General features: G+C 71.6%; 28 protein-coding genes and 2 pseudogenes. 20 read left to right on the top strand and 10 right to left on the bottom strand.

What is annotated here, in order from left to right; genetic code table 11:
• Positions 1-116: 116 nt before the first annotated feature.
• The 4 genes from AB0F91_RS20580 to AB0F91_RS20565 are packed head-to-tail and all read left to right on the top strand — an operon-like array spanning position 117 to position 4,370.
• A complete protein-coding gene (locus AB0F91_RS20580; RefSeq protein WP_360599352.1) occupies positions 117-1,304 on the top strand; it encodes a CoA transferase in 1,188 nt (395 codons plus the stop codon).
• Positions 1,301-2,140, top strand: coding sequence for a CoA ester lyase (locus AB0F91_RS20575; protein ID WP_360599350.1), 840 nt, complete (start codon positions 1,301-1,303; stop codon positions 2,138-2,140). The genes AB0F91_RS20580 and AB0F91_RS20575 overlap by 4 nt, the downstream gene beginning before the upstream one ends.
• Positions 2,137-2,958, top strand: a complete 822-nt coding sequence (locus AB0F91_RS20570; protein WP_360599348.1) for a cyclase family protein — start codon at positions 2,137-2,139, stop codon at positions 2,956-2,958. The genes AB0F91_RS20575 and AB0F91_RS20570 overlap by 4 nt, the downstream gene beginning before the upstream one ends.
• Positions 2,955-4,370 (top strand): MmgE/PrpD family protein, encoded by a 1,416-nt coding sequence (locus tag AB0F91_RS20565; protein WP_360599346.1) that lies wholly within the window; start codon positions 2,955-2,957, stop codon positions 4,368-4,370. Before AB0F91_RS20570 ends, AB0F91_RS20565 begins: the two co-directional genes overlap by 4 nt.
• A 51-nt stretch (positions 4,371-4,421) precedes the next feature.
• Here the strand turns inward: AB0F91_RS20565 and AB0F91_RS20560 are convergent.
• Positions 4,422-5,360: pseudogene (locus AB0F91_RS20560) on the bottom strand (helix-turn-helix domain-containing protein).
• A 93-nt stretch (positions 5,361-5,453) separates the two neighbouring features.
• Between AB0F91_RS20560 and AB0F91_RS20555 the strand changes: the two are divergent.
• The 3 genes from AB0F91_RS20555 to AB0F91_RS20545 all read left to right on the top strand — a co-directional run bounded on the left by AB0F91_RS20555 (position 5,454) and on the right by AB0F91_RS20545 (position 8,412).
• A complete protein-coding gene (locus AB0F91_RS20555) occupies positions 5,454-7,058 on the top strand; it encodes a DUF885 domain-containing protein (RefSeq protein WP_360599344.1) in 1,605 nt (534 codons plus the stop codon).
• Between the two features lie 65 nt (positions 7,059-7,123).
• Positions 7,124-7,909 (top strand): carboxylesterase family protein, encoded by a 786-nt coding sequence (locus AB0F91_RS20550; protein ID WP_360599342.1) that lies wholly within the window; start codon positions 7,124-7,126, stop codon positions 7,907-7,909.
• Positions 7,910-8,127: 218 nt separating this feature from the next.
• A complete protein-coding gene (locus AB0F91_RS20545; protein ID WP_360599340.1) occupies positions 8,128-8,412 on the top strand; it encodes a hypothetical protein in 285 nt (94 codons plus the stop codon).
• Positions 8,413-8,415: 3 nt separating this feature from the next.
• On the opposite strand, the gene AB0F91_RS20540 is transcribed toward AB0F91_RS20545, so the two are convergent.
• The 4 genes from AB0F91_RS20540 to nthB all read right to left on the bottom strand — a co-directional run bounded on the left by AB0F91_RS20540 (position 8,416) and on the right by nthB (position 10,674).
• The gene (locus tag AB0F91_RS20540; protein WP_360599338.1) at positions 8,416-8,874 is read right to left on the bottom strand and encodes a MarR family transcriptional regulator; all 459 of its coding nucleotides are present in this window, start codon (positions 8,872-8,874) and stop codon (positions 8,416-8,418) included.
• A gap of 75 nt (positions 8,875-8,949) precedes the next feature.
• Positions 8,950-9,282, bottom strand: a complete 333-nt coding sequence (locus AB0F91_RS20535; protein ID WP_360599336.1) for a nitrile hydratase accessory protein — start codon at positions 9,280-9,282, stop codon at positions 8,950-8,952.
• Positions 9,283-9,292: 10 nt separating this feature from the next.
• Positions 9,293-9,913 (bottom strand): nitrile hydratase subunit alpha, encoded by a 621-nt coding sequence (nthA, locus tag AB0F91_RS20530; protein ID WP_360599334.1) that lies wholly within the window; start codon positions 9,911-9,913, stop codon positions 9,293-9,295.
• Positions 9,910-10,674 (bottom strand): nitrile hydratase subunit beta, encoded by a 765-nt coding sequence (gene nthB / locus AB0F91_RS20525; protein ID WP_360599332.1) that lies wholly within the window; start codon positions 10,672-10,674, stop codon positions 9,910-9,912. Before nthB ends, nthA begins: the two co-directional genes overlap by 4 nt.
• A 120-nt stretch (positions 10,675-10,794) precedes the next feature.
• Here nthB and AB0F91_RS20520 point away from each other — a divergent pair, with 120 nt between their 5' ends.
• The gene (locus AB0F91_RS20520; protein WP_360599330.1) at positions 10,795-11,718 is read left to right on the top strand and encodes a DJ-1/PfpI family protein; all 924 of its coding nucleotides are present in this window, start codon (positions 10,795-10,797) and stop codon (positions 11,716-11,718) included.
• A 76-nt stretch (positions 11,719-11,794) separates the two neighbouring features.
• Here AB0F91_RS20520 and AB0F91_RS20515 read toward each other — a convergent pair whose 3' ends face one another.
• Positions 11,795-12,238 (bottom strand): Fur family transcriptional regulator, encoded by a 444-nt coding sequence (locus AB0F91_RS20515; protein WP_360599328.1) that lies wholly within the window; start codon positions 12,236-12,238, stop codon positions 11,795-11,797.
• A 162-nt stretch (positions 12,239-12,400) separates the two neighbouring features.
• Between AB0F91_RS20515 and AB0F91_RS20510 the strand changes: the two genes are divergently transcribed.
• The 6 genes and pseudogenes from AB0F91_RS20510 to AB0F91_RS20485 form a co-directional block, all read left to right on the top strand.
• Positions 12,401-12,829, top strand: a complete 429-nt coding sequence (locus tag AB0F91_RS20510; protein WP_360599326.1) for a transcriptional repressor — start codon at positions 12,401-12,403, stop codon at positions 12,827-12,829.
• 112 nt (positions 12,830-12,941) lie between these two features.
• Positions 12,942-13,442 carry a hypothetical protein gene (locus tag AB0F91_RS20505; protein ID WP_360599324.1) on the top strand — a complete coding sequence of 167 codons (501 nt, stop codon included), beginning with the start codon at positions 12,942-12,944 and terminating at the stop codon, positions 13,440-13,442.
• 21 nt (positions 13,443-13,463) lie between these two features.
• Positions 13,464-13,745: a hypothetical protein gene (locus tag AB0F91_RS20500; RefSeq protein WP_360599322.1), complete on the top strand. Its 282-nt coding sequence runs from the start codon at positions 13,464-13,466 to the stop codon at positions 13,743-13,745.
• Between the two features lie 448 nt (positions 13,746-14,193).
• Positions 14,194-14,490 carry a hypothetical protein gene (locus tag AB0F91_RS20495; RefSeq protein ID WP_360599320.1) on the top strand — a complete coding sequence of 99 codons (297 nt, stop codon included), beginning with the start codon at positions 14,194-14,196 and terminating at the stop codon, positions 14,488-14,490.
• A 138-nt stretch (positions 14,491-14,628) separates the two neighbouring features.
• Positions 14,629-15,141: an ATP-binding cassette domain-containing protein gene (locus AB0F91_RS20490; protein ID WP_360599736.1), complete on the top strand. Its 513-nt coding sequence runs from the start codon at positions 14,629-14,631 to the stop codon at positions 15,139-15,141.
• Positions 15,138-15,485, top strand: a pseudogene (locus AB0F91_RS20485) (ATP-binding cassette domain-containing protein); the annotation flags it as partial. The gene AB0F91_RS20490 and the pseudogene AB0F91_RS20485, both read left to right, overlap by 4 nt.
• A gap of 40 nt (positions 15,486-15,525) precedes the next feature.
• Here AB0F91_RS20485 and AB0F91_RS20480 read toward each other — a convergent pair.
• Together AB0F91_RS20480 and AB0F91_RS20475 are read right to left on the bottom strand one after the other, a co-directional pair.
• On the bottom strand, positions 15,526-15,666 hold the full coding sequence (locus AB0F91_RS20480) for a hypothetical protein (RefSeq protein ID WP_360599753.1): 141 nt from the start codon (positions 15,664-15,666) through the stop codon (positions 15,526-15,528).
• On the bottom strand, positions 15,663-16,199 hold the full coding sequence (locus AB0F91_RS20475) for a helix-turn-helix transcriptional regulator (RefSeq protein ID WP_360599318.1): 537 nt from the start codon (positions 16,197-16,199) through the stop codon (positions 15,663-15,665). The genes AB0F91_RS20480 and AB0F91_RS20475 overlap by 4 nt, the downstream gene beginning before the upstream one ends.
• A gap of 61 nt (positions 16,200-16,260) precedes the next feature.
• On the opposite strand from AB0F91_RS20475, the gene AB0F91_RS20470 reads away from it, so the two are divergent.
• Positions 16,261-17,220 carry a hypothetical protein gene (locus tag AB0F91_RS20470; RefSeq protein ID WP_360599316.1) on the top strand — a complete coding sequence of 320 codons (960 nt, stop codon included), beginning with the start codon at positions 16,261-16,263 and terminating at the stop codon, positions 17,218-17,220.
• Between the two features lie 30 nt (positions 17,221-17,250).
• Complete coding sequence (locus AB0F91_RS20465; protein ID WP_360599314.1) at positions 17,251-17,595, top strand: hypothetical protein; 345 nt, start codon at positions 17,251-17,253, stop codon at positions 17,593-17,595.
• A 220-nt stretch (positions 17,596-17,815) separates the two neighbouring features.
• On the opposite strand, the gene AB0F91_RS20460 is transcribed toward AB0F91_RS20465, so the two are convergent.
• Positions 17,816-19,033 carry a CopD family protein gene (locus tag AB0F91_RS20460; protein WP_360599312.1) on the bottom strand — a complete coding sequence of 406 codons (1,218 nt, stop codon included), beginning with the start codon at positions 19,031-19,033 and terminating at the stop codon, positions 17,816-17,818.
• Positions 19,034-19,208: 175 nt separating this feature from the next.
• Here AB0F91_RS20460 and AB0F91_RS20455 point away from each other — a divergent pair, with 175 nt between their 5' ends.
• Genes AB0F91_RS20455 through AB0F91_RS20440 form a run of 4 tightly spaced genes read left to right on the top strand, consistent with a single transcriptional unit; the run spans position 19,209 to position 22,947 of the window.
• Complete coding sequence (locus AB0F91_RS20455) at positions 19,209-20,288, top strand: isocitrate/isopropylmalate family dehydrogenase (protein WP_360599310.1); 1,080 nt, start codon at positions 19,209-19,211, stop codon at positions 20,286-20,288.
• Positions 20,285-21,646 carry an NAD-dependent succinate-semialdehyde dehydrogenase gene (locus AB0F91_RS20450; RefSeq protein WP_360599308.1) on the top strand — a complete coding sequence of 454 codons (1,362 nt, stop codon included), beginning with the start codon at positions 20,285-20,287 and terminating at the stop codon, positions 21,644-21,646. Before AB0F91_RS20455 ends, AB0F91_RS20450 begins: the two co-directional genes overlap by 4 nt.
• On the top strand, positions 21,643-22,059 hold the full coding sequence (locus tag AB0F91_RS20445) for a cupin domain-containing protein (RefSeq protein WP_360599306.1): 417 nt from the start codon (positions 21,643-21,645) through the stop codon (positions 22,057-22,059). Before AB0F91_RS20450 ends, AB0F91_RS20445 begins: the two co-directional genes overlap by 4 nt.
• Before the next feature lie 9 nt (positions 22,060-22,068).
• Positions 22,069-22,947: a GntR family transcriptional regulator gene (locus tag AB0F91_RS20440; RefSeq protein WP_360599304.1), complete on the top strand. Its 879-nt coding sequence runs from the start codon at positions 22,069-22,071 to the stop codon at positions 22,945-22,947.
• On the opposite strand, the gene AB0F91_RS20435 is transcribed toward AB0F91_RS20440, so the two are convergent.
• Entirely contained in the window at positions 22,944-23,846 is a 903-nt protein-coding gene (locus tag AB0F91_RS20435) for a MurR/RpiR family transcriptional regulator (RefSeq protein WP_360599301.1), read from the bottom strand. The two genes, AB0F91_RS20440 and AB0F91_RS20435, sit on opposite strands and share 4 nt — an antisense overlap.
• Positions 23,847-23,853: the final 7 nt, after the last annotated feature.

Below are 23,853 nucleotides of genomic sequence, written 5' to 3'. Positions count from 1 at the left end.
CGAATTTGGTGGCTAGCCCGCACCAAGGGCGGGAAACATCGAGTTCACAGTTGTTCCTCCCGGCGAAACAACGAGCACGTGCCTCGGCCGCCGGACGAGAAAGGCAGGTAGGCCCCATGACGGGCGCTTTGTCCGGGATCCGGGTACTCGACACCGCCACGCTGTTCGCCGGTCCGCTGGCCGCGACGCTGCTGGGCGACTACGGCGCCGAGGTGATCAAGATCGAGCACCCGAACGGCGACCCGGTCCGCAGCCACGGCGCGCAGCGCGACGGGGTCGGCCTGTGGTGGAAGATGCTCGGCCGCGGCAAGAAGGCCATCACGCTCTACCTCGGCTCCCCCGAGGGCCAGGAGATCTTCCGCAAACTGGTGGCCGACGCCGACGTGGTGGTGGAGAACTTCCGCCCGGGCACGCTGGAGCGCTGGGGGCTGGGCTACGACGAGCTGCGCGAGATCAACCCCGGCTTGGTGCTCACGCGCGTGACCGGTTTCGGGCAGATCGGCCCGTACGCGAAGCGCCCCGGCTTCGGGACGCTCGCCGAGGCGATGAGCGGGTTCGCCGCCATCACCGGCGAACCCGACGGCCCGCCGACGCTGCCCCCGTTCGGCCTCGCCGACGGCATCGCCGCGCTGACCACCGCGTTCGCCGTGATGACGGCGCTGCGGGCGCGCGAGCAGACCGGGCGCGGCCAGGTCGTGGACCTGGCCATCATCGAGCCGATCCTGACGCTGCTCGGGCCGCAGATCATCGCCTACGACCAGCTCGGCACGCTGCAGCCACGCACCGGCAACCGCTCCACGAACAACGCGCCGCGCAATACCTACCGCACCCGCGACGGCAACTGGGTCGCGATCTCGACGAGCGCGCAGTCGATCGCCGAGCGCGTGATGCGCCTGGTCGGGCGCCCGGAGCTCGTCGACGAGCCGTGGTTCGCGAGTGGTGCGGAACGCGCGCAGCACGCCGACGAGCTCGACGACGCGGTCGGCTCGTGGATCGCCGAGCGCGACCGCGACGACGTGGTGAAGGCGTTCGAAGAAGCCCAGGCCGCCGTCGCCCCGATTTACACCGCCGCCGACGTGATGACCGACCCGCAGTTCGCGGCGCTCGGCAGCATCACGACCGTCGACGACGTCGAGCTCGGCCCGGTGAAGATGCAGAACGTGCTGTTCCGGCTGTCGGAGACGCCCGGCGGGATCACGTCGACCGGCGCGCCGCTCGGCGCACACACCGCCGAGATCCTCGGCCGCTACGGCTTCGGCGAGCCGGAGCTGGCTTCACTGCGCGAAAAAGGCGTGATCAAGTGACGGTGGTGCGCAGCTGGCTCTACGTGCCCGGCGACCGGCCCGACCGGATCGCCAAGGCGCTCGCGGGCCCGGCCGACGCCGTGGTCGTGGACCTGGAAGACGCCGTCGCGGTGGCCGCCAAGGACCAGGCGCGCCGCACGGTGGTGAAGACGCTGGCCGAAGGCGCCGGGATCTACGTGCGGATCAACGCACCCGCCTCCGCCGCGGGCCAGGCGGACCTGGCCGCGCTGGCGGCGTCGGACGGCAAGCCGGCCGGGGTGCGCGTGCCCAAAGCCGAGGACCCGGACGAACTGCGCCGCGTCGCCGACACCCTGGGCGTCGCGCTGTACCCGATCCTCGAATCGGCGCTGGGCGTGGAGAACGCGCTCACGCTGGCCACCTCGCACCCGCTCGTCGCCGGGATTTCGCTCGGTGAAGCGGATCTCGCTGCCGATCTGCGCGTGGCCGGTGCAGACGCGTTGGTGTGGCCGCGGTCTCGTGTGGTTGTGGCCGCGCGCGCGGCCGGACTGCCGAGTCCGGTGCAGAGCGTGTGGACCGCCGTGCGCGACCTCGACGGCTTGCGCGCGAGCACCGAAGCGGGGCGCCGTGCCGGCTTCTTCGGCCGGTCGGTGATCCACCCGTCCCAGATTCCCGTGGTGCACGAGGTGTGCGCGCCCGATCCGGCGGAGACGGCGTGGGCGAGCCAGCTGCTCGGCCACCTCGCTTCGTCGGGCGACGCCGCCTGGATCGATGACCACGGACAGTTCGTCGACGCCGCGATCGTGGCCCGCGCCCGATGGGTGCTCGCGCTCGCGGAGTCGGGAGAAAAGCACGTCGAGGAAGGCACGCACTCATGACACGTACCCAGGATCCGTTGCTGGCGGCGGTCGCCGGCGGGGTCCGGCTGATCGAGCTCGGTCAGCCGTTCTTCACCGGCATGCCCTGCTCGCCGAACCATCCCGGGTTCCGGATGACCTTGATCCGCCGCCACGGCGACATGCGCCGCCCGGACGGCGGTTCGGCGGCCAACGAGATCATCGTGACCGGCGGGCACGTCGGCACCCACATCGACGCGCTCTCGCACGTCAGCCACGACGGTGAGCTGCACGGCGGCGTCGACGCGGCCGAGGCCCAGCAGGGCGGGGTGTTCCGCACGCACGGCGCCGAGAACCTGCCCGGCCTGCTGCGCCGCGCGGTGCTGCTCGACGTCGCCGCCGTGCACGGGGTCCCCACACTGGAGCCGGGTTACGGCGTCACGGCCGAGGACCTCGAAGCCGCCGCGAGGCGCGCGGGCACCGAGCCCGGCCCCGGTGACGTAGCGCTGATCCGCACGGGGTGGGCGCGCAACTTCGGGGACACGGCGGCGTACCTGGGCAAGGAGACCGGCGTTCCGGGTGCCGCGACGTCGGCCGCCGAGTGGCTGGCCGAGCGCAAGATCGCCGCCACCGGTTCGGACACCACGGCGTACGAGCAGATCCCGGCCGGCGCCGGGCACGCGGTGCTGCCGGTGCACCGAATTCTCCTGGTGCAGTCCGGGATCTTCATCATGGAGCACCTGAACCTCGAAGCCGTGGCCGAGGAAGGCCTGTCGGAGTTCGTGTTCGTGCTGGCACCGCTGCGGATCGTCGGCGGCACCGGCTCCCCCGTGCGTCCGCTCGCGGCGGTGACGGCATGACGAAAACGACCGTCACGCAAACGATCGTGCAGCGCGTCGCCGAGTTCGCGGCTTCGGTGCGGGCCAAGGGATTGCCGCCGCAGCTGCGGGACGACGCCGCGCGGCGGGTGCTCGACGTGCTGGGCAACAGCCTGGCCGCCACGGGCGAACGTCCGGCCGCGGCCGTGGGCGCGCTCGTGCGGGAGTGGGGTGGCAATGGCCGCGCCACCGCGATCGGCAGCGGCGAGAAGCTGCCCGACCCGAGCGCGGCCCTGCTCAACGGCACCCTCGCGCACTCGCTCGACTTCGACGACACGCACCTGCCTTCGGTCCTGCACCCGTCGGCTTCGGTCGTGCCGGCGGCGCTCGCCGTCGCGGAATCCCGCGGTGCCACGGGCGCGCAGCTGCTCGACGCGATCGGTGTCGGCATCGAGATCACCGTGCGGCTCGGCATGGCGGGGTACGACGAGGAGCTCGGCAACTCCGTGTTCTTCGAACACGGCCTGCACGCCACGGCGATCTGCGGTGCCCTCGGTGGCGCTGCCGCCGCCGCCATGCTGTCCGATGTGGACGAAGCCGGGATCGCCGACGCCATCGGCATCGCGGCCAGCATGGGTTCCGGCCTGCTGGAGGCCAACCGCACCGGCGGCACGGTGAAGCGCGTGCACTGCGGTTGGGCCGCGCACGCCGCGGTAACCGCGGCCGGGATGGCACGCCACGGAATCACCGGCCCGCCGACCGTCCTGGAGGGCCGATTCGGTTTCCTGCAGGCGTTCTGCGGCGACCAGGCCCACGTGGACGAGATCGTGACCGGGCTCGGCACCGACTGGGAGCTGCCGGGGATCTTCTTCAAACCGTATCCCTGCAACCACTTCACGCACGCCGGCATCGACGCGGCGCGCCGGCTGCGGGCGCGGGGCGTGGATCCGGCTTCGATCGCCGGTCTGGAGCTCGGCGCTCCGACGGCCGTGCTGCGCACCATCGGCGAGCCGCGCGAGGACAAGATCCACCCGAAGTCGGGGTATCACGCGGCGTTCTCCGGCCCGTACACGGTCGCGGCGGCGTTCCTGGGCGGCGGCGGGCTGGGCGTGTTCCACGAGGACTTCACCGACGAGGCCGCGGCGGATCCCGCGCGGCTCGCGTTGGCGGCCAAGGTGACGTGTGTGCCGGACTCGCGGTGTGACGAGATCTTCCCGCACCAGTTCCCCGCGGTCCTGCGTGCGCGGCTGACCGACGGCACCGAGGTGGAGGAACGCGTCGACGTCAACCGCGGCGGGCCGGGCAACCCGCTGTCGGCCGACGAGCTGGCCACGAAGTTCCGCCTCAACGCCACGCGCGTGGTCTCGGCGGACACGGCCGATCGGATCACGGAGCTGACCTACGGGCTGGCGGGTCTGGGTGACCTCTCGGAGCTCACCGGCTTGCTGCGCTGATCCCCTGGCCGGGCGCGGCGGTCGCCGTCGCGTCCGGCCGGTCTCCACTGTTCAGCGACGCTGGAAGCTGCCGCGGTAGGCCTGTGGGCTGGTGCCCACAATGCGTTTGAAGCGGTCGCGGAACGACGTCGGCGAGCCGAAGCCGACCTGGCCCGCGATGCGGTCCACGCCGTGGTCGGTGGCTTCCAGCAGGTGCTGCGCCTGGCGGATGCGGGCGCGCAGCAGCCACTGCAACGGGCTGGTGCCGGTCTGCTCACGGAAGGCGGTTCAGCGTGCGGCTGCTCATGCCGGCGTGGGCGGCGATGTCGTTGAGCGTGAAGTCCTTCGCGCAGTTCTCGTCGAGCCAGCGCAGCACCGGTTCGAGCACCGAGCCGCCCGGGGTGGGCGGCTGGTCGTGGACGATGAACTGCGCCTGGCCGCCCTCGCGTTCGAGCGGCATCACGGACATGCGGGCGGCATCGGCGGCGACCGCGGAACCGTGGTCGCGGCGGATGAGGTGCAGGCAGAGGTCGAGGCCGGCGGCGGGCCGGCCGAGGTGAGGATGTCGCCGTTGTCGACGTACAGCACGTCGGCGTCGACCTCGATCGCCGGGTAGCGGGCGGCGAGCAGCGGCGCGGCCACCCAGTGCGTGGTGGCGCGTTGCCCGTCGAGCAGGCCGGTGGCGGCGAGAATGAACGCGCCGGAGCAGATGGACGCGATGCGCGTGCCGCTCGCGGCGGCTGCGCGCAGGGCGTCCACGACGTCGGCGGGCACCTCTTCGAGCTCGTCTCGGCCAGGGACGATGATCGTGTCCGCTTCGCTGAGGGCTTCGAGGCCGTGCCGTGGCCGGATCGTGAAGGCGCCGGCTTCGATCACCTCGGCGGGACCGCAGACGCGCACCTGGTAGGCGGCGCGGCCGTCGGGCAGGCGCGTGCGGGTGAACACCTCGATGGGCGTGGCCAGGTCGAACGGCACGACCGTGTCCAGGGCGAGGATCACCACGCGGTGCATGGCGGGATCCTAGTGGTCACCGGTGTTCTCGCCAAACAGTGTGGCTTCCTGAAGTTCACACCGGCTTCGCGGAGCGGGTATAGCGTGAGCCGCGTGACGCCGATCTTCCAGCTCTCCGACGAGCACGTGACCGCAGAAGCCACCCTGGACCCCGTGGCGGCGACGATGCGCGGGATCAGCACCCCCGACCCCGCCACGCTCACCGACTTCTCCCCCGACGGTTTCGATGCCCGCGCCGACCTGGCCCGCCGGACACTCGCGACCCTGGCCACGCTCACGCCCGAGTCCGCCGAGGACCGCATCGCGGGCGCGCATCTCAAGGAACGGCTCGAAGCGCAGCTCGCGTGGCACGACCTCGGCGAGCCGCTGCGCACCGTGAAGGCGCAGTTCGGCGTGCTGACTTCCTTGCGCGACACCGTCGACATGCTTCCGCGCGGCGGCGACGAGGACTGGCACGTGATCGGCGTGCGTCTGGCCGGCGTCGAGACGATGCTGGCGAGCTGGCAGACGTCCCTGCGCGCCGGCCTCGACCGCGGCCTCGTCGCCGCGCGCCGGCAGGCCCTGGAGACGGCGTCGCAGGCCGACCGGTTCGCCGGCGTCCACGAAGCCCTCGTGGCTGCTTACGGCGACGGGCCGCTCGCTCTCGACCTGCGCTCCGCCGCCGACGCCGCCCACCGCGGCTACGCCGAGCTGGCCCGCTTCCTGCGCGAGGACTACGCACCGCGCGCGAGCAGCGTCGAGGGCGTCGGCGCCGAGCGCTACGCGGCCGGCGCGCGCCTGAGCCTGGGTGCAGACATCGATCTGGCCGAGGCGTACGAGTGGGGCTGGGCCGAGCTGGAACGCATCGAGCAGGAGCTGGCGGCGGAGGCGGCCCAGGTACGTGCGGGCGCTTCGGTCGCGGAGGCCATGGCGCTGCTCGACGAGCAGTACTTTGTGGACGGTGAACCGGCCTATGTGGACTGGCTGCGGGCGGCCCACGACCGCGCCATGGCCGACGCCGCCGCCCACTTCGACATCCCGGAAGCCCTGCGCGCCATCGACGTGACCATCGCCCACGGCTCCGCTTCGGGCGCGCCGTACTACACGGGCCCGAGCGAGGACGGCGGCCGCCCCGGCCGCACGTGGTGGCCGCTCGGCGGGCGTTCGCGCTTCGCCGTGTGGTCGGAGCTGACCACGGTGTTCCACGAGGGCGTGCCGGGCCATCACCTGCAGATCGGCACCGCGAAGCTCGCCGCCGACCGCGTCAGCCGCTTCGCCCGCGTGCACTCCGTCAGCGGCCACGCCGAAGGCTGGGCACTCTACGCGGAGCGCCTCGCCGACGAGCTCGGCTGGTACACCCAGCCCGGCACCCGCCTCGGCATGCTCGCGGGCTCCGCCATGCGCGCCGCCCGCGTCGTCATCGACATCGGCGCGCACCTGGACCTGCCCCTGCCCGACGGCTCCCGCTGGGACTTCGACATCGCCTGCCGCGTGCTCCACGAACGCGGGTTGGCCGCCGAGCACCGCGTGCACGCCGAGGTGGTGCGCTACTTCGGCTGGCCGGGCCAGGCGATCGCGTACAAGCTGGGCGAGCGGTCCTGGCTCGCCGCCCGCGCCGAGGCGGCTTCCCGCCCGGACTTCTCACTGCGGCAGTGGCACCACGACGCGCTCGCGGTGGGCCCGGTGGGGTTGGCAGCTCTGCAGGACGCGCTGCGCTGAGGCCCCGCCGGTGACCACCGTCCGCACCAGCTCGGGCAAGGTCCTCGGCCGCCGGAGCGCGCACGGTGTCACGTTCGCGGGGGATTCCGTACGCGCCGACGCCGGTCGGGGCGGGGCGGTTCGCCGCGCCAGGGCCGCCGCCGAGGTGGGACGGCGTCAGGGACGCGGCAAGAGCCACCGCGCCCCAGCGGCCGCGGCCGTTCGGGCGGGCCGATCTGTCGCCGGTTCTCGGGACGACGACGGCACAAGGCGACTACCTCAGCCTCACCGTCTCCACGCCGGATCCCGGGACGAGGAACCTGCCCGTGCTCGTTTTCCTGCACGGCGGGGGCTTCGCCACCGGGACCGGCCAGGCGCCCGTGTACGCCACCGACACGTTTCCCCGCGGCGGGGTCGTGCTGGTGACCGTGAACTACCGGCTCGGCGCGATCGGCTGGCTCGACCTGCCCGACGCGCCCGCCAACCGTGGGCTGCTCGACGTGCTGGCCGCCCTCGGGTGGGTCAACGAGAACATCGCGAACTTCGGCGGGTATCCCGCGAACGTCACCGTCGGCGGGCAGTCCGCCGGCGCCATGCTCGTGCTCGCCCTGCTGACCACACCGACAGACCTGTTCCGTCGCGGGATCAGCCAGAGCGGTCACGCCCTGTACTGCCACCCGCCCGAGCGCGCCGCGGCCACCACGCGGGCGTTCGGGGAAACCCTCGGTCAGCCGGCCACTGCCGTTGCCCTGGCGGACCTCGGCGACGAACGGATCCTCGACCTGACCGAGCACCTCAACCCGGCGCACGACTTCCTCGACCCGTCGCTCGGCAACGCCCCTTCAAACCCGTCCTCGACGGCGAACTCCTGACGCGCCAACCCGCCGACGGCCTCCGCGGCGACGTCGACCTCCTCGCCAAGACCAACACCGAAGAAGCCAACCTCTATTCGATCCCCTTCGCCTTCGCCACCACCGAAGCGGACCTCCGCGAGGGCTCCCGGCGACGCTTCCCCGACCCCGAAGCCCGCGTCGCTCGTTGCCGGGAAACACATCCCCACGACAACCCCGAACAACTCCTCACCCGGCTGATGACCGACGCCTTCAGAGAAGCCGGCGAAAACCTGGGCAAGTACACCTACGCCTTCCGCTGGCGCTCATCCGCGTTCGACGGCCGCCTCGGGGCTTGCCACTGCGTCGAGCTGCCGTTCGTCTTCGACTGCGTGGACCTGCCCGGCCTGCGCGGCGAACGCGCGTTGCTCGGCCCCGACGAACCACCCGCGGACCTCACCCGGAGCACCCACAACGCGTGGGTTTCCTTCGTCACCCGAGGAAACCCGGGCTGGACCGAGCCCGGTTCGCACCGGATCGGCTGAGCGTCACACGGTGCGCTTGCGCTGGTGCTCCACCACGTCGAGCAGCACCGCCTTGAACTGTGTGTAAACGTCACGCCCCAGCCGGCGCGCGTGACGTTCCTGCAAAGCCGTCATGATCCGGCCGGCCGCACGCATCTCGGCCAGCCCGCGCTCGGTCGGGCAGATCAGCTTCGCCCGGCGGTCGGCGGGATCCGGGCGGCGCTCGACGTACCCGAGGGCCTCCAGCTCGTCGATCATCGTCCCGATCACCTGTTTGTGCTGCCCGGAAAGGCGCGAAAGCTCGGTCGCCCGGACACCCTCGGTGTCCAGATAGGCGAGTACGGCACCGTGGCGCGGGTGGAGGTCGGCGAAGCCCTGGGCGGCCAGGGACGTGAAGAGCTCGTGCTGCACGGCGAAGAGCAGCCGCCCGGCGAGGACGCCCAGGTCGGGGTTCGATTCGTTCTTCTCGGCCCGGCTGACCAACCCTGCCGCCTCCTCCGCGTCGCCCGGGGAACCACGCGCCCGGTGAGGAGGAAGTCTAGGTGAACGCGCTCACCCTCAGTCGCGGTCCTCGGGGTTGACGTACCCCTCTTCGAGCAGGCCGTGGCGCCGGACGACGGTGTCGAGGGCCGTCACCCAGTGCTGGTAGTACTCCCAGCGGCCCTTTTCGTCGTCGGGCGCGGACTGCCACGAGCCGATCGCCGAGATCAGCTCGCGCTGGAAGTCCTCCCACGCGTAGTGGCCGAATTCCGACAGCGCCACCGCCAGGCCGAACGCGCGCCGCTGCCACTCCGCGTCGAACACGGGCTGCTCGAGGTCCACCGAACACGATGAGTGGAACTTCACGTGCCCGGCCTCGTCGTAGTTCAGCGTGCTGATGTCGACCGCCATGCCCGCCCCCTCACGCCGCCGGGCCCGCGAGGGCCACGCCGATCATCGACTCCGTCGTCACGAGCTCGGCGAGCTGTTCCTCGCTCCAGCCCTCCGTGCCCGAAGGCCGCGCGGGCACCACGAACCACCGCGAATGCCCGCTCGAATCCCACACCCGTACCTCAGTGTCGTCGTCGAGCTCCACGCCCAGCTCGGCCAGCACCACCCGCGGCTCGCGCGCCGCCCGGGCGCGGAACACCGGGTCCTTGTACCAGTACGGCGGCAACCCCAGCACCGGCCACGGAAAGCACGAGCACAGCGAGCAGATCACCAGGTTGTGCACGCCGGGCTCGTTGACCACGGCCGCGATGTGCTCGCCCTCGGCGCCCGCCATGCCCTCGGGCAGGTCCAGCTGCGCGATCGCCTTCGGGGTGTCCGTGGCCAGCAGCCGGGCGAACTCCGGGTCGACCCACGCGCGGGCCACGATCTTCTTGCCGTTGAGTGGCGTCATCTCCGACTCGAAGTAGCCGAGCACCTTGTCCACAGTGGACCCGGTGATCACGCCCTTCTCGATCAGGAGCGCCTCGAGCGCCTTGACTTGTGCGGCGCTCGCCTCCTCGCGGTCGTCGGGGTAGGCGAACAGCTCGCTCATCGGTTTCCGTCCCTCGTCGATCCGGCGGACAAGTAGGTCTCGTACAGCTCCGCGTACAGCGGGCCGGCCGCGCGTTCGGTTTCCTCGCCCCACAGCTGTTCGGGCTCGAACCGCACGAGGTACACCGACATCGGCTCCCCGAGCCCGTCGCCGCCGGTCGAGACGAAGTACGAGTAGTTGCCCTCGAACACGCGCTCCACGCGGCCGCGGTGCCCGCGCAGGTAGCCGGGCAGGCGGGTGTGCTCCGTGGCCGGCGGGTTGCGCACCACGACCTCGTCGCCCACCGCGAACGCCGGCGTGGCGGGGCCGCGCCTCGGGGTGTCACCGCGGCGCAGGTAGTCGAGCACCTGCGCGTCGACGGCTTCGGCTTCGCGATCCGGCAGCTGTGCCTGCGGCTGCTCGCGGAAGCGCTCCGTGGCGGCGTCCAGTTCCTCCTGCGTGAGGTAACCCTGCTCGACGAGGTATGCGCTGATGCCGCCCAGCCACTTCTCGTAATAACGAAACTTGAAGTACTCGAACGGGTGCATCGCCTCCGCGCCCGTGCGCAGGTGGGCCCACGTCCACGTGGTGCGGAACGTGGTGGGCACCGCGTCGAGGTCGTAACCGGCGACGGAGTCACGCAGTGAAGCGCTCAGGCCCATCATCGCCGCGTGGATGCCGAAGATGCGCTTCTCCCAGTCTTCGACGAACACGCGCTTCTCGTAGTCCAACGGGAAACCGTCGAGGCCTTCGAGACCGCCGAGACCGTGTTGCAGTTTCATCCTGAGCACCGCCTTCGCGTCGTCCGAGGAAAGGTAACACCGGGTAACCGGCTGGACGCGGACACGCAGCCCACACATCCGGCCCTTTCCTGCCGCCGGGGGCCGTCGTATGTTCCCGGAGTGAGCCTGTCGAGACCGGATGTCCCGATCGCCGTCCTCGTGTTCGACGGCGTCCGGCTGCTCGACGTGACCGGGCCGCTGGAGGTGTTCGACGTCGCCGCCGAGCTCGGCACCGGCTACGTCGTCACGATGTGTTCCCCGGACGGGCACGACATCACCACGTCGAGCGGCTTGCGCCTGGGCGTCGACCAGGCCGCAGCCGACGTGACCGCGGTCGACACGCTGGTCGTGCCCGGCGGCGAGTGCCTGGTGAAACCGGGGGCGAACGCCGAGATGCTCACCTCGGTCCGGCACCTCTCACGCGGCGCCCGGCGCGTGACGTCGGTATGCGCGGGCGCGTTCGCGCTCGGCGCCGCCGGCATGCTCGACGGCCGTCGCGCCACCACCCACTGGCGCCACGCGGACGCGCTGCAGGAGCGCTACCCCGCCGTCGAAGTCGAACCCGAGGCGATCTACGTGCGCGACGGCCACGTGCTCACCTCTGCCGGCGTCAGCTCCGGCATCGACCTCGCGCTCGCGTTGGTGGAGGAGGACGCCGGCGACGTCTTGGCCCACGAGATCGCGCGCGAGCTGGTGGTCTTCATGCGCCGCCGCGGCGCGCAGCCCCAGCTCTCCGTGCCCGCCCGCACCGCGCGCCCGCGCCGCGACGTCGTCCGCGCGCTCTGCGACGAGGTCGCCGCCGACCCGGCCGGGGACCACTGCCTCACGAGCATGGCGCAGCGCGCCGGCCTCAGCACGCGCCACCTCTCGCGGCTGTTCAAGGAAGGCACGGGGCAGACACCGGCCACCTACGTCGCCGCCGTGCGCCGGGAAGCGGCGATCGCGCTGGTGATGAGCGGGGAAACCGTGGCCGCGGCGGCGCGGCGCAGCGGGCTGGGCAGCGATGAGACCCTGCGCCGCCACCTGCGCGCGCAGCCGGAGTAGCGCCGGCAGTTGATCTTCACGGCCGCGCCACGGCAGCGCGCCGAGCCTGGTACAGGACGCCCCGGCCCGGCAGCCGTCAGTCCGTTGTGGACGGACGTAACTCAGCAGCAGCGCACGCGTCGCACACGCCCCACCACGTCACCTCGGCCGCTTCGACGCGGAAGCCCGGCGCGGTGACCGGGTCGAGGCACGGCGGGGCGCCGACGGCGCACGGCACGTCCTGGATCGCGCCGCAGCCGCGGCACACGAGGTGGTGGTGGTTGTCGTGGCGCTGCGGTTCGAAGCGCGCGGGTGAGCCCGCAGGTTCCAGCGAACGTAGCAGGTCGGCCGAGACAAGATCCTCGAGCACGTTGTACAGGCCTTGCCGGGAGAGCCCGCCGGCGGCGCCGTCGGCTTCGAGGTCCACGGCGAGCTCGGCCGCCGTCGAGTGCGGGTGCCGCTCGACCGCGGCCAGCACTGCTCGCCGCTGCGGCGTGTTGCGCAGCCCTACCCGGCGCAACCGCACCCCGAACCCGTCCATGCGCGCAGCGTACCCCAGAATGGACTGCATCAAGTCTGTGGTGGAGAAGCTCACAGGTGACCCGCCGAACCCCCTGCCCACCTGCCGTTACACCGCCGCGTAGTTCATACTTGACTCCATCAGACAATTGACTGCATCAACTCTAGGCACTAGGAAGGTCTTGTGCCCCCGACCCCCACGCTCCCCCAGCCGTCGCCCGGCCACATCGACGCCGGGGCCCGCCTGCGCCGCGCCGGCCTGCGCGTGACCACCGCCCGCCAGGCCGTGCTCGAAACCCTCGCCGAGCAGCCGCACACCACCGTCGCCGAGCTGCTTCCCCACGTGCGCGACCGCCTCCGCTTCGCCTCCACGCGGGCGATCCACGACGTCCTCGCCACCGGTGTGTCCGCCGGGCTCGTCCGCCGCTTCGACACCGTCGGCGTCGCCCAGCGCTACGAGCTCGCCGGGCCCGAACACGGCCACCTGCTGTGCACGAACTGCGGACGCCTCGACTCCGTCGGCACGGCCGAGGCCACCACCGCCCCGATCCTCACCGGCGTGTGCTCGCACTGCGCCCCCGACGGGCACGCGCACCCCGAACCGGCCCGCTGAGCGGGATTCCGCCACAGCCCCGTCGTCGCGCGGACGCAGTCGGCCAGCGCGGGCGTTTCCAAACGATCTCGGCGCACGCTGAGCGGCGAACGCTTGTGTGAAACTCCTCGACATGCCGAGAAGGGGGCTGCCCACGCCGTGGTCGCGGGCCGTGCGGACGGGATGGCGTAATCCGGCGGTGGTGATCGCGGCGGTCGCGGTCCTGGTGGCGCTGCCCGCCACGGCCGTCGCGGTGTTCCTCTCGGCGGCGGGCAACGCGACGCTGCAACAGCAGACGTCGCTGGCCTGTGGATGGGCGGTCGGCGCGCAGTGGCAGGGCGGCCTGCCGATGCAGCAGCGCGACCCCGCTGTAGCCGAGCAGGTCGGGTGCAACCTCTACGACACGCGCGCGAGGCTGGCCGGCCAGGCCACCGCCGAGGTGCCGCGGGCTTCGGCGCCGGTGTCGACCGTGGTCTCCGGCGCGTCGGTGGAAACGGCGACGGGCACGCCGACGCACCCGGAGCAGACGGTCGTCAACCTCGTCTCGCGCACCGATTTCCAGCACCACATCCAGGTGGTCCAGCGCGGGACCGGGCCGGGCACCTGGCTGCCGGACCAGTTCGCCGCGCTCTAGAACCTCCACGCCGGCGACCTCGTGACCGTCCGCGGCGGCTCCCGCAACGACCTCAAGCCCACCGGCAAAGCCACCGCACCGGAAGGCGGCAGCACGTCGACGATGCGCGTCGCCGGGATCTACCGCGACCTGCGTTCCCTGCCGGACCAGCAGTACTGGTGCAGCCTCGTCGGCCTCTACCGCGGCAGCCCGCTGTCCAACACCGGCACCTACCCAGTCGCGCTCGTGTCTCCGGGCGCTCGCACCCAGGACCCCGGAGACCCACTCGGGCAGCCGTTCCACCGGTTCGGCAGCACGGAGTAGACGTCTTCGCTGGGCGGCATGGTGGTGCGCGCCGGCCAGGTCACCACGCAGCTGGCCACCACCGTCGTGCCGATGGAGATCAACGGCCACACCGTCGAGTTCTCCGTCACCAGCGTCGCGCAGCTGCCCGGGAAGAGCGCCGGGTTTCCGCTGATGTTCGTTCGCCGCGACGTGCTGATGCAGCTGGCCGGGCAGAACCTGCACCACGAGCTGTGGCTGCGCGGCGACCCGGCGCGGATCGTCCCCGCGCTGTCGGCCGCTCACGTACCCGTCGGCACGCTGAGCCAGGCCCAGGACGTGACGGCCAACGGTGTCTACGCGGCCATCACCTACACGTTCGTGTTCCTCACCGCGGTGTCCGTGCTGGCCGGCGCGATCGTGCTCGTGGGGCTGTTGCTGTATCTGAATTCGCGGGCGCGGGCGCGGCGCGTACTTGTTGTTGCGGCGCATGGACATCGGACCCCGCGCACACTGGCGTGCCCTGCTCTACGAAGTCGGCGGCCTGCCGGCCACCGGCTTCGCCGCCGGCCTCGGCTTCGCCGCCGTCGCCGTCGCCGTCGCGATCACCAGCGTGGGCTACGACCTCGACCCCGCCGCCGCACCCGGCACCCTGATCGCCGCACCGTGGTCGCTCACCGCCCGCCTCGCCGCGGCGACTCTGCTGGCCGCCGTGCTCGCCACGCTGGCCGCCCAGCGCGCCGTCTCGCGCGCCCACCCGCCGGAGGTGCTGCGTGACACCAACTGACGCACTCCGGCGCGAGGACGTGCACCAGACCTACCGGACCGCGACCCACGACGTCGTTGCGCTGCAAGAGGTTTCCGTGTCCGCCGCCCGCGGCCGGTCACCGCGCTCGTCGGACCGTCCGGCTCCGGCAAATCCACCCTGCTGCGGCTCCTCGCCTGCCTCGAACGCCCCGTCCGCGGCCGCGTCGAGGTCGACGGGATCGACGCCACCGCCCTGTCCGCCCGCGGCCGCCGCGGACTCCGCCGCCGCAGGCTCGGCTACGTCTTCCAGAACCCCGTCGACAACCTCCTCGGCTACCTCACCGTCGACGAACACCTCGAGCTCGCCACCCGCCTGCGCGGTACCGGCACCGCCTCGAGCGAACTGCTCGCCCCCCTCGGGCTCGGGCACCGCGGCGACAGCAAACCCAGCGGCCTCTCCGGCGGCGAACGGGAACGCGTCGCCCTCGCCTTCGCTGCCGCCGGCGATCCCGCCGCGCTGCTCACCGACGAGCCGACGGCCCAGCTCGACCGCACGTCGGCCCACCTCGTCGGCGACGCCGTTCGCCGGCTGGCGGCACTCGGGCACGCCGTCGTGGTCGCCACCCACGACCCCGAACTGGTCGCCGTGGCCGACGACGTGATCGAACTCGTGGACGGACGCATCCGATGACCGTGCTCAGCCTCACCGACGTCTCGAAGAGCTACGGCGGCACCCAGGTCCTGCGCCCGATCAGCTTCGCGCTCCACCCCGGCGAGCTCGTCGCCTTGACCGGCCCTTCGGGTTCCGGCAAGAGCACGCTGCTGATGATCGCCGGCGGCTGGGAAACCCCGGACACCGGCAGCGTCACGCCGGGTTCGTTGCTGCCGGACGTGCCGATGGGGCGAATGCCGTGGCAGCACCTGGGTTTCGTGCCGCAGTCCATCGGCTTGTTCGACGAGCTCACCGTCGCCGACAACCTCGCCTTCGCCACCCGCACCGGCGGCAACGCCGACCTCGCCAAGCTGCTCGAAACCCTCGACCTCGCCAAGTTCGCCGACCGTCTCCCCACCGAAATCAGCCGAGGAGAACGCCGAGGTCGTCCTCGCCCGCCCGCGCACCGCCGCCGACGCGGGCGCCGCCGTGCTCGTGGCCGGCCACGACCCACTGCTGGCCGCGCACACCGACCGCACGATCGCGTTGACGGGCGCCGCTCACTGAGGCCAGGCGAGCTCGCCGTCGCCGATGCGGTCCGCCGTGCGCCTCAGCCACTCGACGTCGTGGCGCAGCCGCGAGAGCAGGTAGTGCGCCTCGATCATGTGGACTTCGAGCGTGGCCGCTTCGCGCGTGGCGGTTTCGAGTCCTTCGATTTCCTCGCGCACGAGCTCGATCCGCTCGCGCAGCACGGCTTGTGCTTCTGACGGCGGCAGAATCCCGAGGTACGCCAACGCCGTCACGAACGGCGGTCCGCCGGTCAGATCCGCGCCGAGCTGCTTGCGCACGCGCTCGGCCAGCGCGGCGACGCCGTCGTCGGTCACCGCGAGCACGTCGCGCTCGGCCCCACCGGTGGCGGCGACCCACCCTTCGGCCGTGAGCCGGTCCAGCAGCGTGTAGACGGTCGCGTTGCGCACCGCGAGGTAGCCGTAGCGGCCGCGGACTTCGCTGAACACCGCGTACGCATGGCGCGGCTGTTCCACGAGCAGGCCGAGGATCGGCAGCACCAGCGGGTTGTCGAGGGCGTTCTTGGGCACGCTTGAACTCTACCTCATTGACCGTATACGGTTAGCCGTATACGGCTATGAGGAGGTATTGGTGACCTTCGGGATCTGGCCCGGTGTCATCGACGCCGACCTGGTCGAGTTGAAGCCGCTGTCCTGCCCACCGGAAGACCCCGGTGCGACGTTGGCGGCGTTGAAGGAACTCCAAGGGGCAGCGCCGCACTTCTACGTCCGCTGCTACCGGCACTTCGGGAACAAGTGGTCCCGGACGCCCGAACGGCCCGGGCTGTACGCGGGCGAGGGCCGGCTGATCGACCTGGTCGCGTGCTACCAGGGCCGCGAACCCGAGCCGGACGGCTTTGCCGACTTCGTGCGCCAGGCCGTCCGCGACGTCGCCGCGTGGGGCGGCGGCAAGGTGCAGGTCGGCGAGGAGCTCAACGTGCCGGCCCCGCTCGACGGCGGCAGCCCGGGCTGCTTCGAAGCCGTGGGCGCCGACGTCGCCGCGACCTTCGACGAATGCGAGCGCCTCGGCGCCGACGTCGGGATCGGCGTGAACTCCGCCGGCCCCGCCGATCCCGCGTTCTGGCGACAGCTGGCTTCGGCGATCGGCCCGGACCACCTGGCGCGCCTGGACTTCGTCGGCCTGGACCTCTTCCCCGACGTCTTCCGCCGCATCCCGCACGACCGGCTCGCCGCCGCCGTGACGTTGCTGCTCAAGGGATTCCGCTCGGTCACCACCGACGTCGGCGTCCTCTCGGCCACGCCCATCCACATCACCGAAACGGGCTGGCCAACCGGCGGCGACCGCGCCGAAGCCACTCAGCGCGTGGTCCTGGAAACCGTCGCCCAGTCCATTCTGGACTCGGACGTCGGCGTGGCGGCCTACGAACTCTTCGGCCTGCGCGACAGCCGCTCCGACGCCGGGTGGGCCAGTGGCTTCGGGCTGCTGCGGGACGACTACTCGCCCAAGCCCGCGTTCCCCGCCGTCCGCGACTTCATCCGCCGCACGATCCGGCCGAAAGGAGGAGGCGCCTCGGCCGTTCAGCCGAAGTGATCGCGCCGGGCGTGCACGAAGCTCAGCGGCATGAAGAAAGCCGTCGTCGCCCTGTTGCTTCCCGCCCTGGTGCTGCCGCTCGCGGCGTGTGGCGCCAAAAGCTACACCTACGACACCAAGTTCGCCGTGGACGGCAAAGGCCCCGCGAAGATCACGCTGACCTACCCGGGCGTGAAGCAGCCGGACGTCACCACCGCGACGCTTCCGACCGAGATCGGGCGCATCCCGGAGGGACTCGGAAAGGTGACCATGCACGTCGAGGCCCAGGACGGACCGGCGACCTGCCGGATCACCGTGGAGCGGAAGCAGGTCGATCAGCGCACCGGGAAAGACGTCTCCTGCACCACGGAGCTCACCGAGGACACGCAGAACTAGTCCGCGCCGTCACGACAAGAACCGCTCACCCGCGCGAAGACACGCGCAACGCCAGCGCCGGCACGGTCGAAGAGCCACCAGCACCACCGTGGAAACCACCGTGCCCATGCCCGCCACCACCTTCTCGTTGAGGACCCTCAAGGTCTTCCGAACGACGGCGGGGCGGGCATGGGCACAAAGGCTTGACACACCAACGTGAATCCTGACAAGCCCGTGACGGTCAGCTCTCCGCGGCCACGGCCTCACGCTGCTCGACCTCGTCGGCACGCACCGCCGAGCGGGACAGGCGGTCGGACACCTTCGCGGTGGTCACGAAGGAGACCGCGATCAGGATCGCCAGCACCACACCGATGCCGATCACGCTGCCGCTCAGCGTCGGGTCGGCGAGGTCGCCGGCCTCGGCGCGCGCCGAACCCGTCAGGAACGAGAGCACGAACAGCACCCCGATGGCCAGGACGACTTCCACGGTCACCAGGACCGGGAACGTGCGCAGCGCCAGCTTGAACACCGAACCCTCCGCACCGGCGGCGCGGGCGCGGGCGATGCGCGGCATCATCACGAACTCGTTGGCCGCACCGATGCAGATCATCGTGAGGACCAAGGACACCTTGATGACGAGGAAGCGCCCGAAGCTCGTGGTGAACAGCTCCGACGGGCTGCCGATCAGCGTGTAGGCCAGGTACAGGCCGGTGATCAGGATGCAGCCGACGGCGACCATGGCCAGCGTCGCGAACCGCGTCCAGATCTGGGCGAACGTGTCGCCGGCGCCGCGGGTGAGCTTGCGCCGCGAGAAGGCCAGGATCACCAGGCCCGCGATGCCGCCGACCCACGTCGAGATGGAGAAGACGTGCAGGTGGTCGAGCAGCGAGTTGGCGACGGTGTCGCCGGTCGCCTTGGCGAAGTTCGTCGGCATCAGCGTGACCTGGTAGGCCAGGAAGTTGATGATGAGCGAGGTCAGCGTGAGCACGCCGAGCTTTTCCCGCAGCCGCGGCGAGAACGCCAGCATCAGCACGATCGCCGCGAGACCCCACAGCGAGTACTGGATCAGCGCCTCGGCGCCGCTGGAGATCCAGTCGCCCTTCTTGCCCGGCACCGAGATGAAGCGCCAGATCGCCGCCGGCGACAGCGCGTCGCCGAACGGGATCTCTTTGCCCTTCACCCGGGCGCCCTTGCCGGCGATCTGGAAGTACAGCGCCACCAGGAACCACGTGCCGACGAGCGCGTAGTAGAGGCCGGCGCGGCGTTGCAGCACGGCGCGGTCGGCCGGGTCGACCGACGGCCGTCTCAAGACGGGCCGCAGCACGATCAGGTACAGCATGCAGCCGCCGATCGACCCGATCAGGCCGGCGAAGTACGCCATTTTCGTGATGACCCGCCACACCTCGGGGGTCGGGTTCGCTTCGGCCGCGGACACGGCCTGGGTGAGCAGCAGCGACATCGGCAGCCATCTCCTCGAGCAGGGGGGACTTGAGCCGGACAGGTGGGGAGGCTCTTGGCGGAGAAAGGTAGCTGATCCTACAACCGTTGTGAAGACTGAAGCGCCCACTACATTGATGGTATATTGCTAGAGTGAAAAACCAGCCTCGGAAAATCCGCAGTCGGAAGGAGCGTCCGTGAAAGTCCTCGTCCTGCCCGGCGACGGAATCGGCCCGGAGATCACGGCGGCGACCCTGGACGTGCTCGGGGCCGCGGACCGGCGGCTCGGGCTCGGCCTCAGCTTCGAGGTGCGCGACATCGGCCTCGCCTCGCTCGCGACCGACGGCACCACGCTGCCTTCGTCGGTCCTCGAGCGCGTGCCCGAGGTCGACGGCACGCTGCTCGGCCCGGTGTCGCACTACGAGTACCCACCGCGCGACAAGGGCGGGATCAACCCGTCCGCCGCGCTGCGGACCACGTTCGAGCTGTTCGCCAACGTACGCCCGTGCCGTTCGCGCGAGGACCTGAGCATCCTGCGCAAGCCCATGGACCTCGTGATCGTGCGCGAGAACACCGAGGGCTTCTACTCCGACCGCAACATGTTCGCCGGCACCGGCGAGTTCATGCCCGACCCCGACCTCGCGCTGTCCGTGCGCAAGGTCAGCGCGCGCGGTTCCGCCCGCGTCGCGCGGGCGGCGTTCGAGCTCGCGCGCGGCCGCCGCGGCAAGGTCACGGCGGTGCACAAGGCCAACGTGCTCAAGCTGTCCGACGGCCTGTTCCTGCGCGAGGTGCGCGCGGTCGCCCAGGAGTTCCCCGACGTGGAGCTGGAAGAGCTGATCGTCGACGCGGCGGCGGCGCTGCTCGTGCGCGACCCGGCGCGCTTCGACGTGCTGGTGACCACCAACATGTTCGGCGACATCCTGTCCGACGAAGCCTCGGAGCTGTCCGGCAGCTTGGGCCTCGGCGGCTCGATCAACGCCGGCCACGACGTCTGCGTCGGCCAGGCGCAGCACGGTTCGGCCCCGGACATCGCGGGCCGGGGCGTGGCCAACCCGGCGTCGCTCATCCTGTCCGCGGCGATGCTGCTCGACTGGCGCGGGCGCCGCGACGGCAACGACGCGCTCGTGGCGGGCGCCCAGCTCGTGACCCGCGCGGTCGACTCCGTGCTCGACAACCCTGCGACGCGCACCGCGGACGTCGGCGGAACACTCGGCACCGAAGCGTTCGCCGGCGCGGTTTCCGAGTCCATCACCGGCCTCCCGGTGGGTGCCCGATGATCCAGTCCGTGAACCCGGCGACGGGCAAGCCACTGTCCACTTACGACTTGCACACGGCCGAAGAAGTCGACGCCGCACTGGATGCGGCCGTGGCCACGCAGGCCGAGTGGCGCGAGAAACCGCTTGCCGAACGTGTCGTCCTGCTGCGCGAGCTGGCTGCGGTCCTGCGCGCGGGGAAGGCCGGATACGCGCGGCTGATCACCGAGGAGATGGGCAAGCCGCTCGCCGAAGCCGAGGCCGAGATCGAGAAGTGCGCGCTCAACTGCGTGCACTACGCCGAGCACGCCGCGGAGTACCTGGCCGAGCGCCCGGTGCTGGCCGAGGCGTCCGTGGTGGCCGAACCGCTCGGCGTGGTGCTCGCCGTGATGCCGTGGAATTACCCGTTCTGGCAGTTCTTCCGCTTCGCCGCCCCGGCACTGGCCGCGGGCAACGGCGCGATCCTCAAGCACGCCACCAACGTGCCAGGCTGTGCGCTGGCCATCGAGGACGTGTTCCGCAAGGCCTCGGCGCCCGCCGGGCTGGTACGGGCACTGCTCGTCGACGTCGGCGAGGTCGCGAAGCTCATCGCCGACGATCGCATCGCCGCCGTCACGCTGACCGGTTCGACGCGCGTCGGCGCGCTGGTGGCGAGCCAGGCCGGGGCCGCGCTCAAGAAGCAGGTGCTGGAGCTCGGCGGCTCGGACCCGTTCGTGGTCCTCGCCGACGCCGACGTGCCGGCCGCCGCCGAGACGGCCGTGCGCGCGCGGTTCCTCAACAACGGGCAGAGCTGCGTCAACGCCAAGCGGTTCATCGTGGACGAAGCCGTGGCCGACGAGTTCGCCGAGGCCTTCACCGCGGCGGTCGAACGGCTGCGGGTGGGCGATCCGGGCGAGGCGGGCACCACCGTCGGGCCGCTCGCGCGCGAGGACCTGCGCGACGGGCTCGACGATCAGGTGCGCCGCACCGTCGCCGCCGGCGGCGTGTTGCGGACGGGCGGTGAGCCCGTGGCCGGGCCGGGGTACTTCTACGCGCCGACGGTGCTCGACCGCGTGAAGCCGGGCATGGCGGCCTTCGACGAGGAGACGTTCGGGCCGGTCGCGGCCATCGTGCGCGTCTCGGGCGACGACGAGGCCCTGGCGCTGGCCAACGACACCGAGTTCGGCCTCGGCGCCGCCGTGTGGACGCGGTCTTCGGAACGTGCGCAGCGCTTCGCCAAGGGCCTGCAGGCCGGCGCGGTGTTCGTGAACAGCATGGTCGCCTCCGACCCCCGGCTGCCGTTCGGCGGGATCAAGAAGTCCGGCTACGGTCGGGAGCTGGGCGCGGACGGGATCCGCGAGTTCGTGAACGTGAAGACCGTGTGGTTCGGAGGGACCCGATGACCGAATCGAAGCCGTTCCCGTCCGTGGTGCTGCGGCCGGCCGAGTTGTCCGCGGCCGACCGCGGCGGCGGCGCGCGCACGATCCCGTTGGTGACCAAGGCGCTGGGCGCCGAGGTGTTCCTCAACGGCCAGACGCTCTTCGACGGCGGCGCGGGCATCCCGCTGCACACGCACAACTGTCCCGAGAGCGTGGTGATCCTGGAGGGCGAGGCGATCGTGGAGATCGACGGCGCCGAGCACCACCTGTCCACTTGGGACACCACCTACGTCGACGCGGGCGTGCCGCACCGGTTCCGCAACGCCTCGGCCACGGCGCCGATGCGGATCCTCTGGACCTACGCCTCGGTGGAGGCCACCCGCACGATCGTCGCGACCGGCACCACCACCCGGGTGGATGCCGAGCACCGGCGCTAGCCTGGGGAAGTGGAACAGACCCCGACCCCGCTCACCCGGCAGGTCGCGGCGCGCATCGTGGGCTACATCCGCGAGACCGCGGCCGAGCCGGGCACGCGGCTGGTGGAGCGCACCCTGGCCGCGCACCTGCGTGTTTCGCGCTCGCCCGTGCGCGCGGCGCTGCGCCTGCTGGCAGACGAGGGGGTGGTGGCCGTCGCCGAGCCCGGCGGCGGCCACACCGTGGCCCGCCCCGTCACCGAGCTCACCGTCGAGACCGGCGACGAGGACGAGGAGCAGTACCTGCGCATCGCGTCGGACCGGCTCGACGGCGAGCTGCCCGACCGCGTGAGCGAGAGCGAGCTGGCGCGCCGCTACGCCCTCACGCCGGCCCAGGTCACGGCCGTGCTGCGCCGCATCTCCGGCGAGGGCTGGATCGAGCGCCTGCCCGGCTACGGCTGGGAGTTCCAGCCGATGCTGACGTCGCAGGAGTCCTATGAGGACAGCTACCGCTTCCGCCTCGCGCTGGAACCCGCGGCACTGCTGGAACCCGGCTTCGCCGTGGACGAAGCGGCCATCGAAGTCGTTCGCGCGCAACAGCTCGAGCTCGCCGAGGGCGCCGCGCACACCGTGAGCAACACCGAGCTGTTCGCCCGCAACCGCGCCTTCCACGAGGCCGTGGTGGCCTGCAGCCACAACACGTTCTTCATCGACTCGCTGCGCCGCGTGGACAACCTGCGCCGCCTGATCGAGTACCGGCGCACGCTGCCACGCGACCGGGCCGCGGTGCGCTGCCGCGAGCACGTCGACATCGCGGACCTGCTGCTGGCCGGCCGCACCGCGGACGCGGCGGAGTACCTGCGGCGCCACCTGAGCACCGTCAGCGTGGAGAAAACCGCCGGCACCGGTTAAGCGACCCCGTCGCCGCTCGGCAGGCGCGTAGCGCGCAGATCACCGTTGATCAGGTCGGAACGCAATGAAGTAAGCAGTTCCGACGTCTTCGTCGCGCGGTTTTCATCGCGGGAGGCCAGGCGCAGCACCAACGCGTCGGTGAGCACCTCCGCGCTCAGCATCTCCCCGGTGAAGTTGCTGGCGCTCTGCGGGGCCGTGAGCGAGACGTCCACCCGGGAGCCGAACAACGGCCCCAGCGAACTGGACACGAGCACCACCCTCGCGCCGACCTCCTCGGCGTGATCGAGCAGCACCTCGATCTCGCCGAGGATCCGGCCGGGGATGTAGAGCACGACGACGTCGTCCGGGCCGAGGCCGAGCAGGTCGTCGGCCAGCTGGAAGCCCGTGGCGCCCGCGGACCGCGCGCGCCGGCCCATCCGGACCAGGCGCATGGTCAGGTACCGCGCGACCAGGCCCGAGGCCCCCAGGCCGAAGCTGAGGACCTCGCGCGCGTCGTCCAGCAGATCGACCGCGTGCAGGAACTCGTCGGACCGCACGAGCCGCCAGGTGGCGGCCAGCCGCTCGGTCGCGTCGCTGAAGACCTTGTCCACCACGGCATCGCCCGCGGTGGCGCCATCGGGCAGCTCGGTCAGCAGCCGGTGCGACGGGCTGGTCTCCAGCGCGACCTCGCGCGCCAGGCTGCGGCGCAGGTCCATCAGCCCCGCGAACCCCAGGGACTTCGCGGTGCGCACCACGGTCGCGTCGCTGGTCGCCGTCGCGCCGCCGATCTGCTCGGCCGTCGCGAAAATGGCGTAGCGGCCGTGGTCGCGCAGGTACTCCGCGACGGTCCGCTCGGCCCGCGACATCTTCGGCAGGCACCGCGCGATCCGCGCGCGCAGCGACTCTTCCTCGTTCCCCATCCCCACC

Source organism: Amycolatopsis sp. NPDC023774, assembly GCF_040639695.1.
In the GTDB taxonomy this organism is placed as follows: Bacteria; Actinomycetota; Actinomycetes; order Mycobacteriales; family Pseudonocardiaceae; genus Amycolatopsis.
Note: the sequence above shows the minus strand (reverse complement) of the source record. Positions and strands in the feature narration are given on the sequence as shown.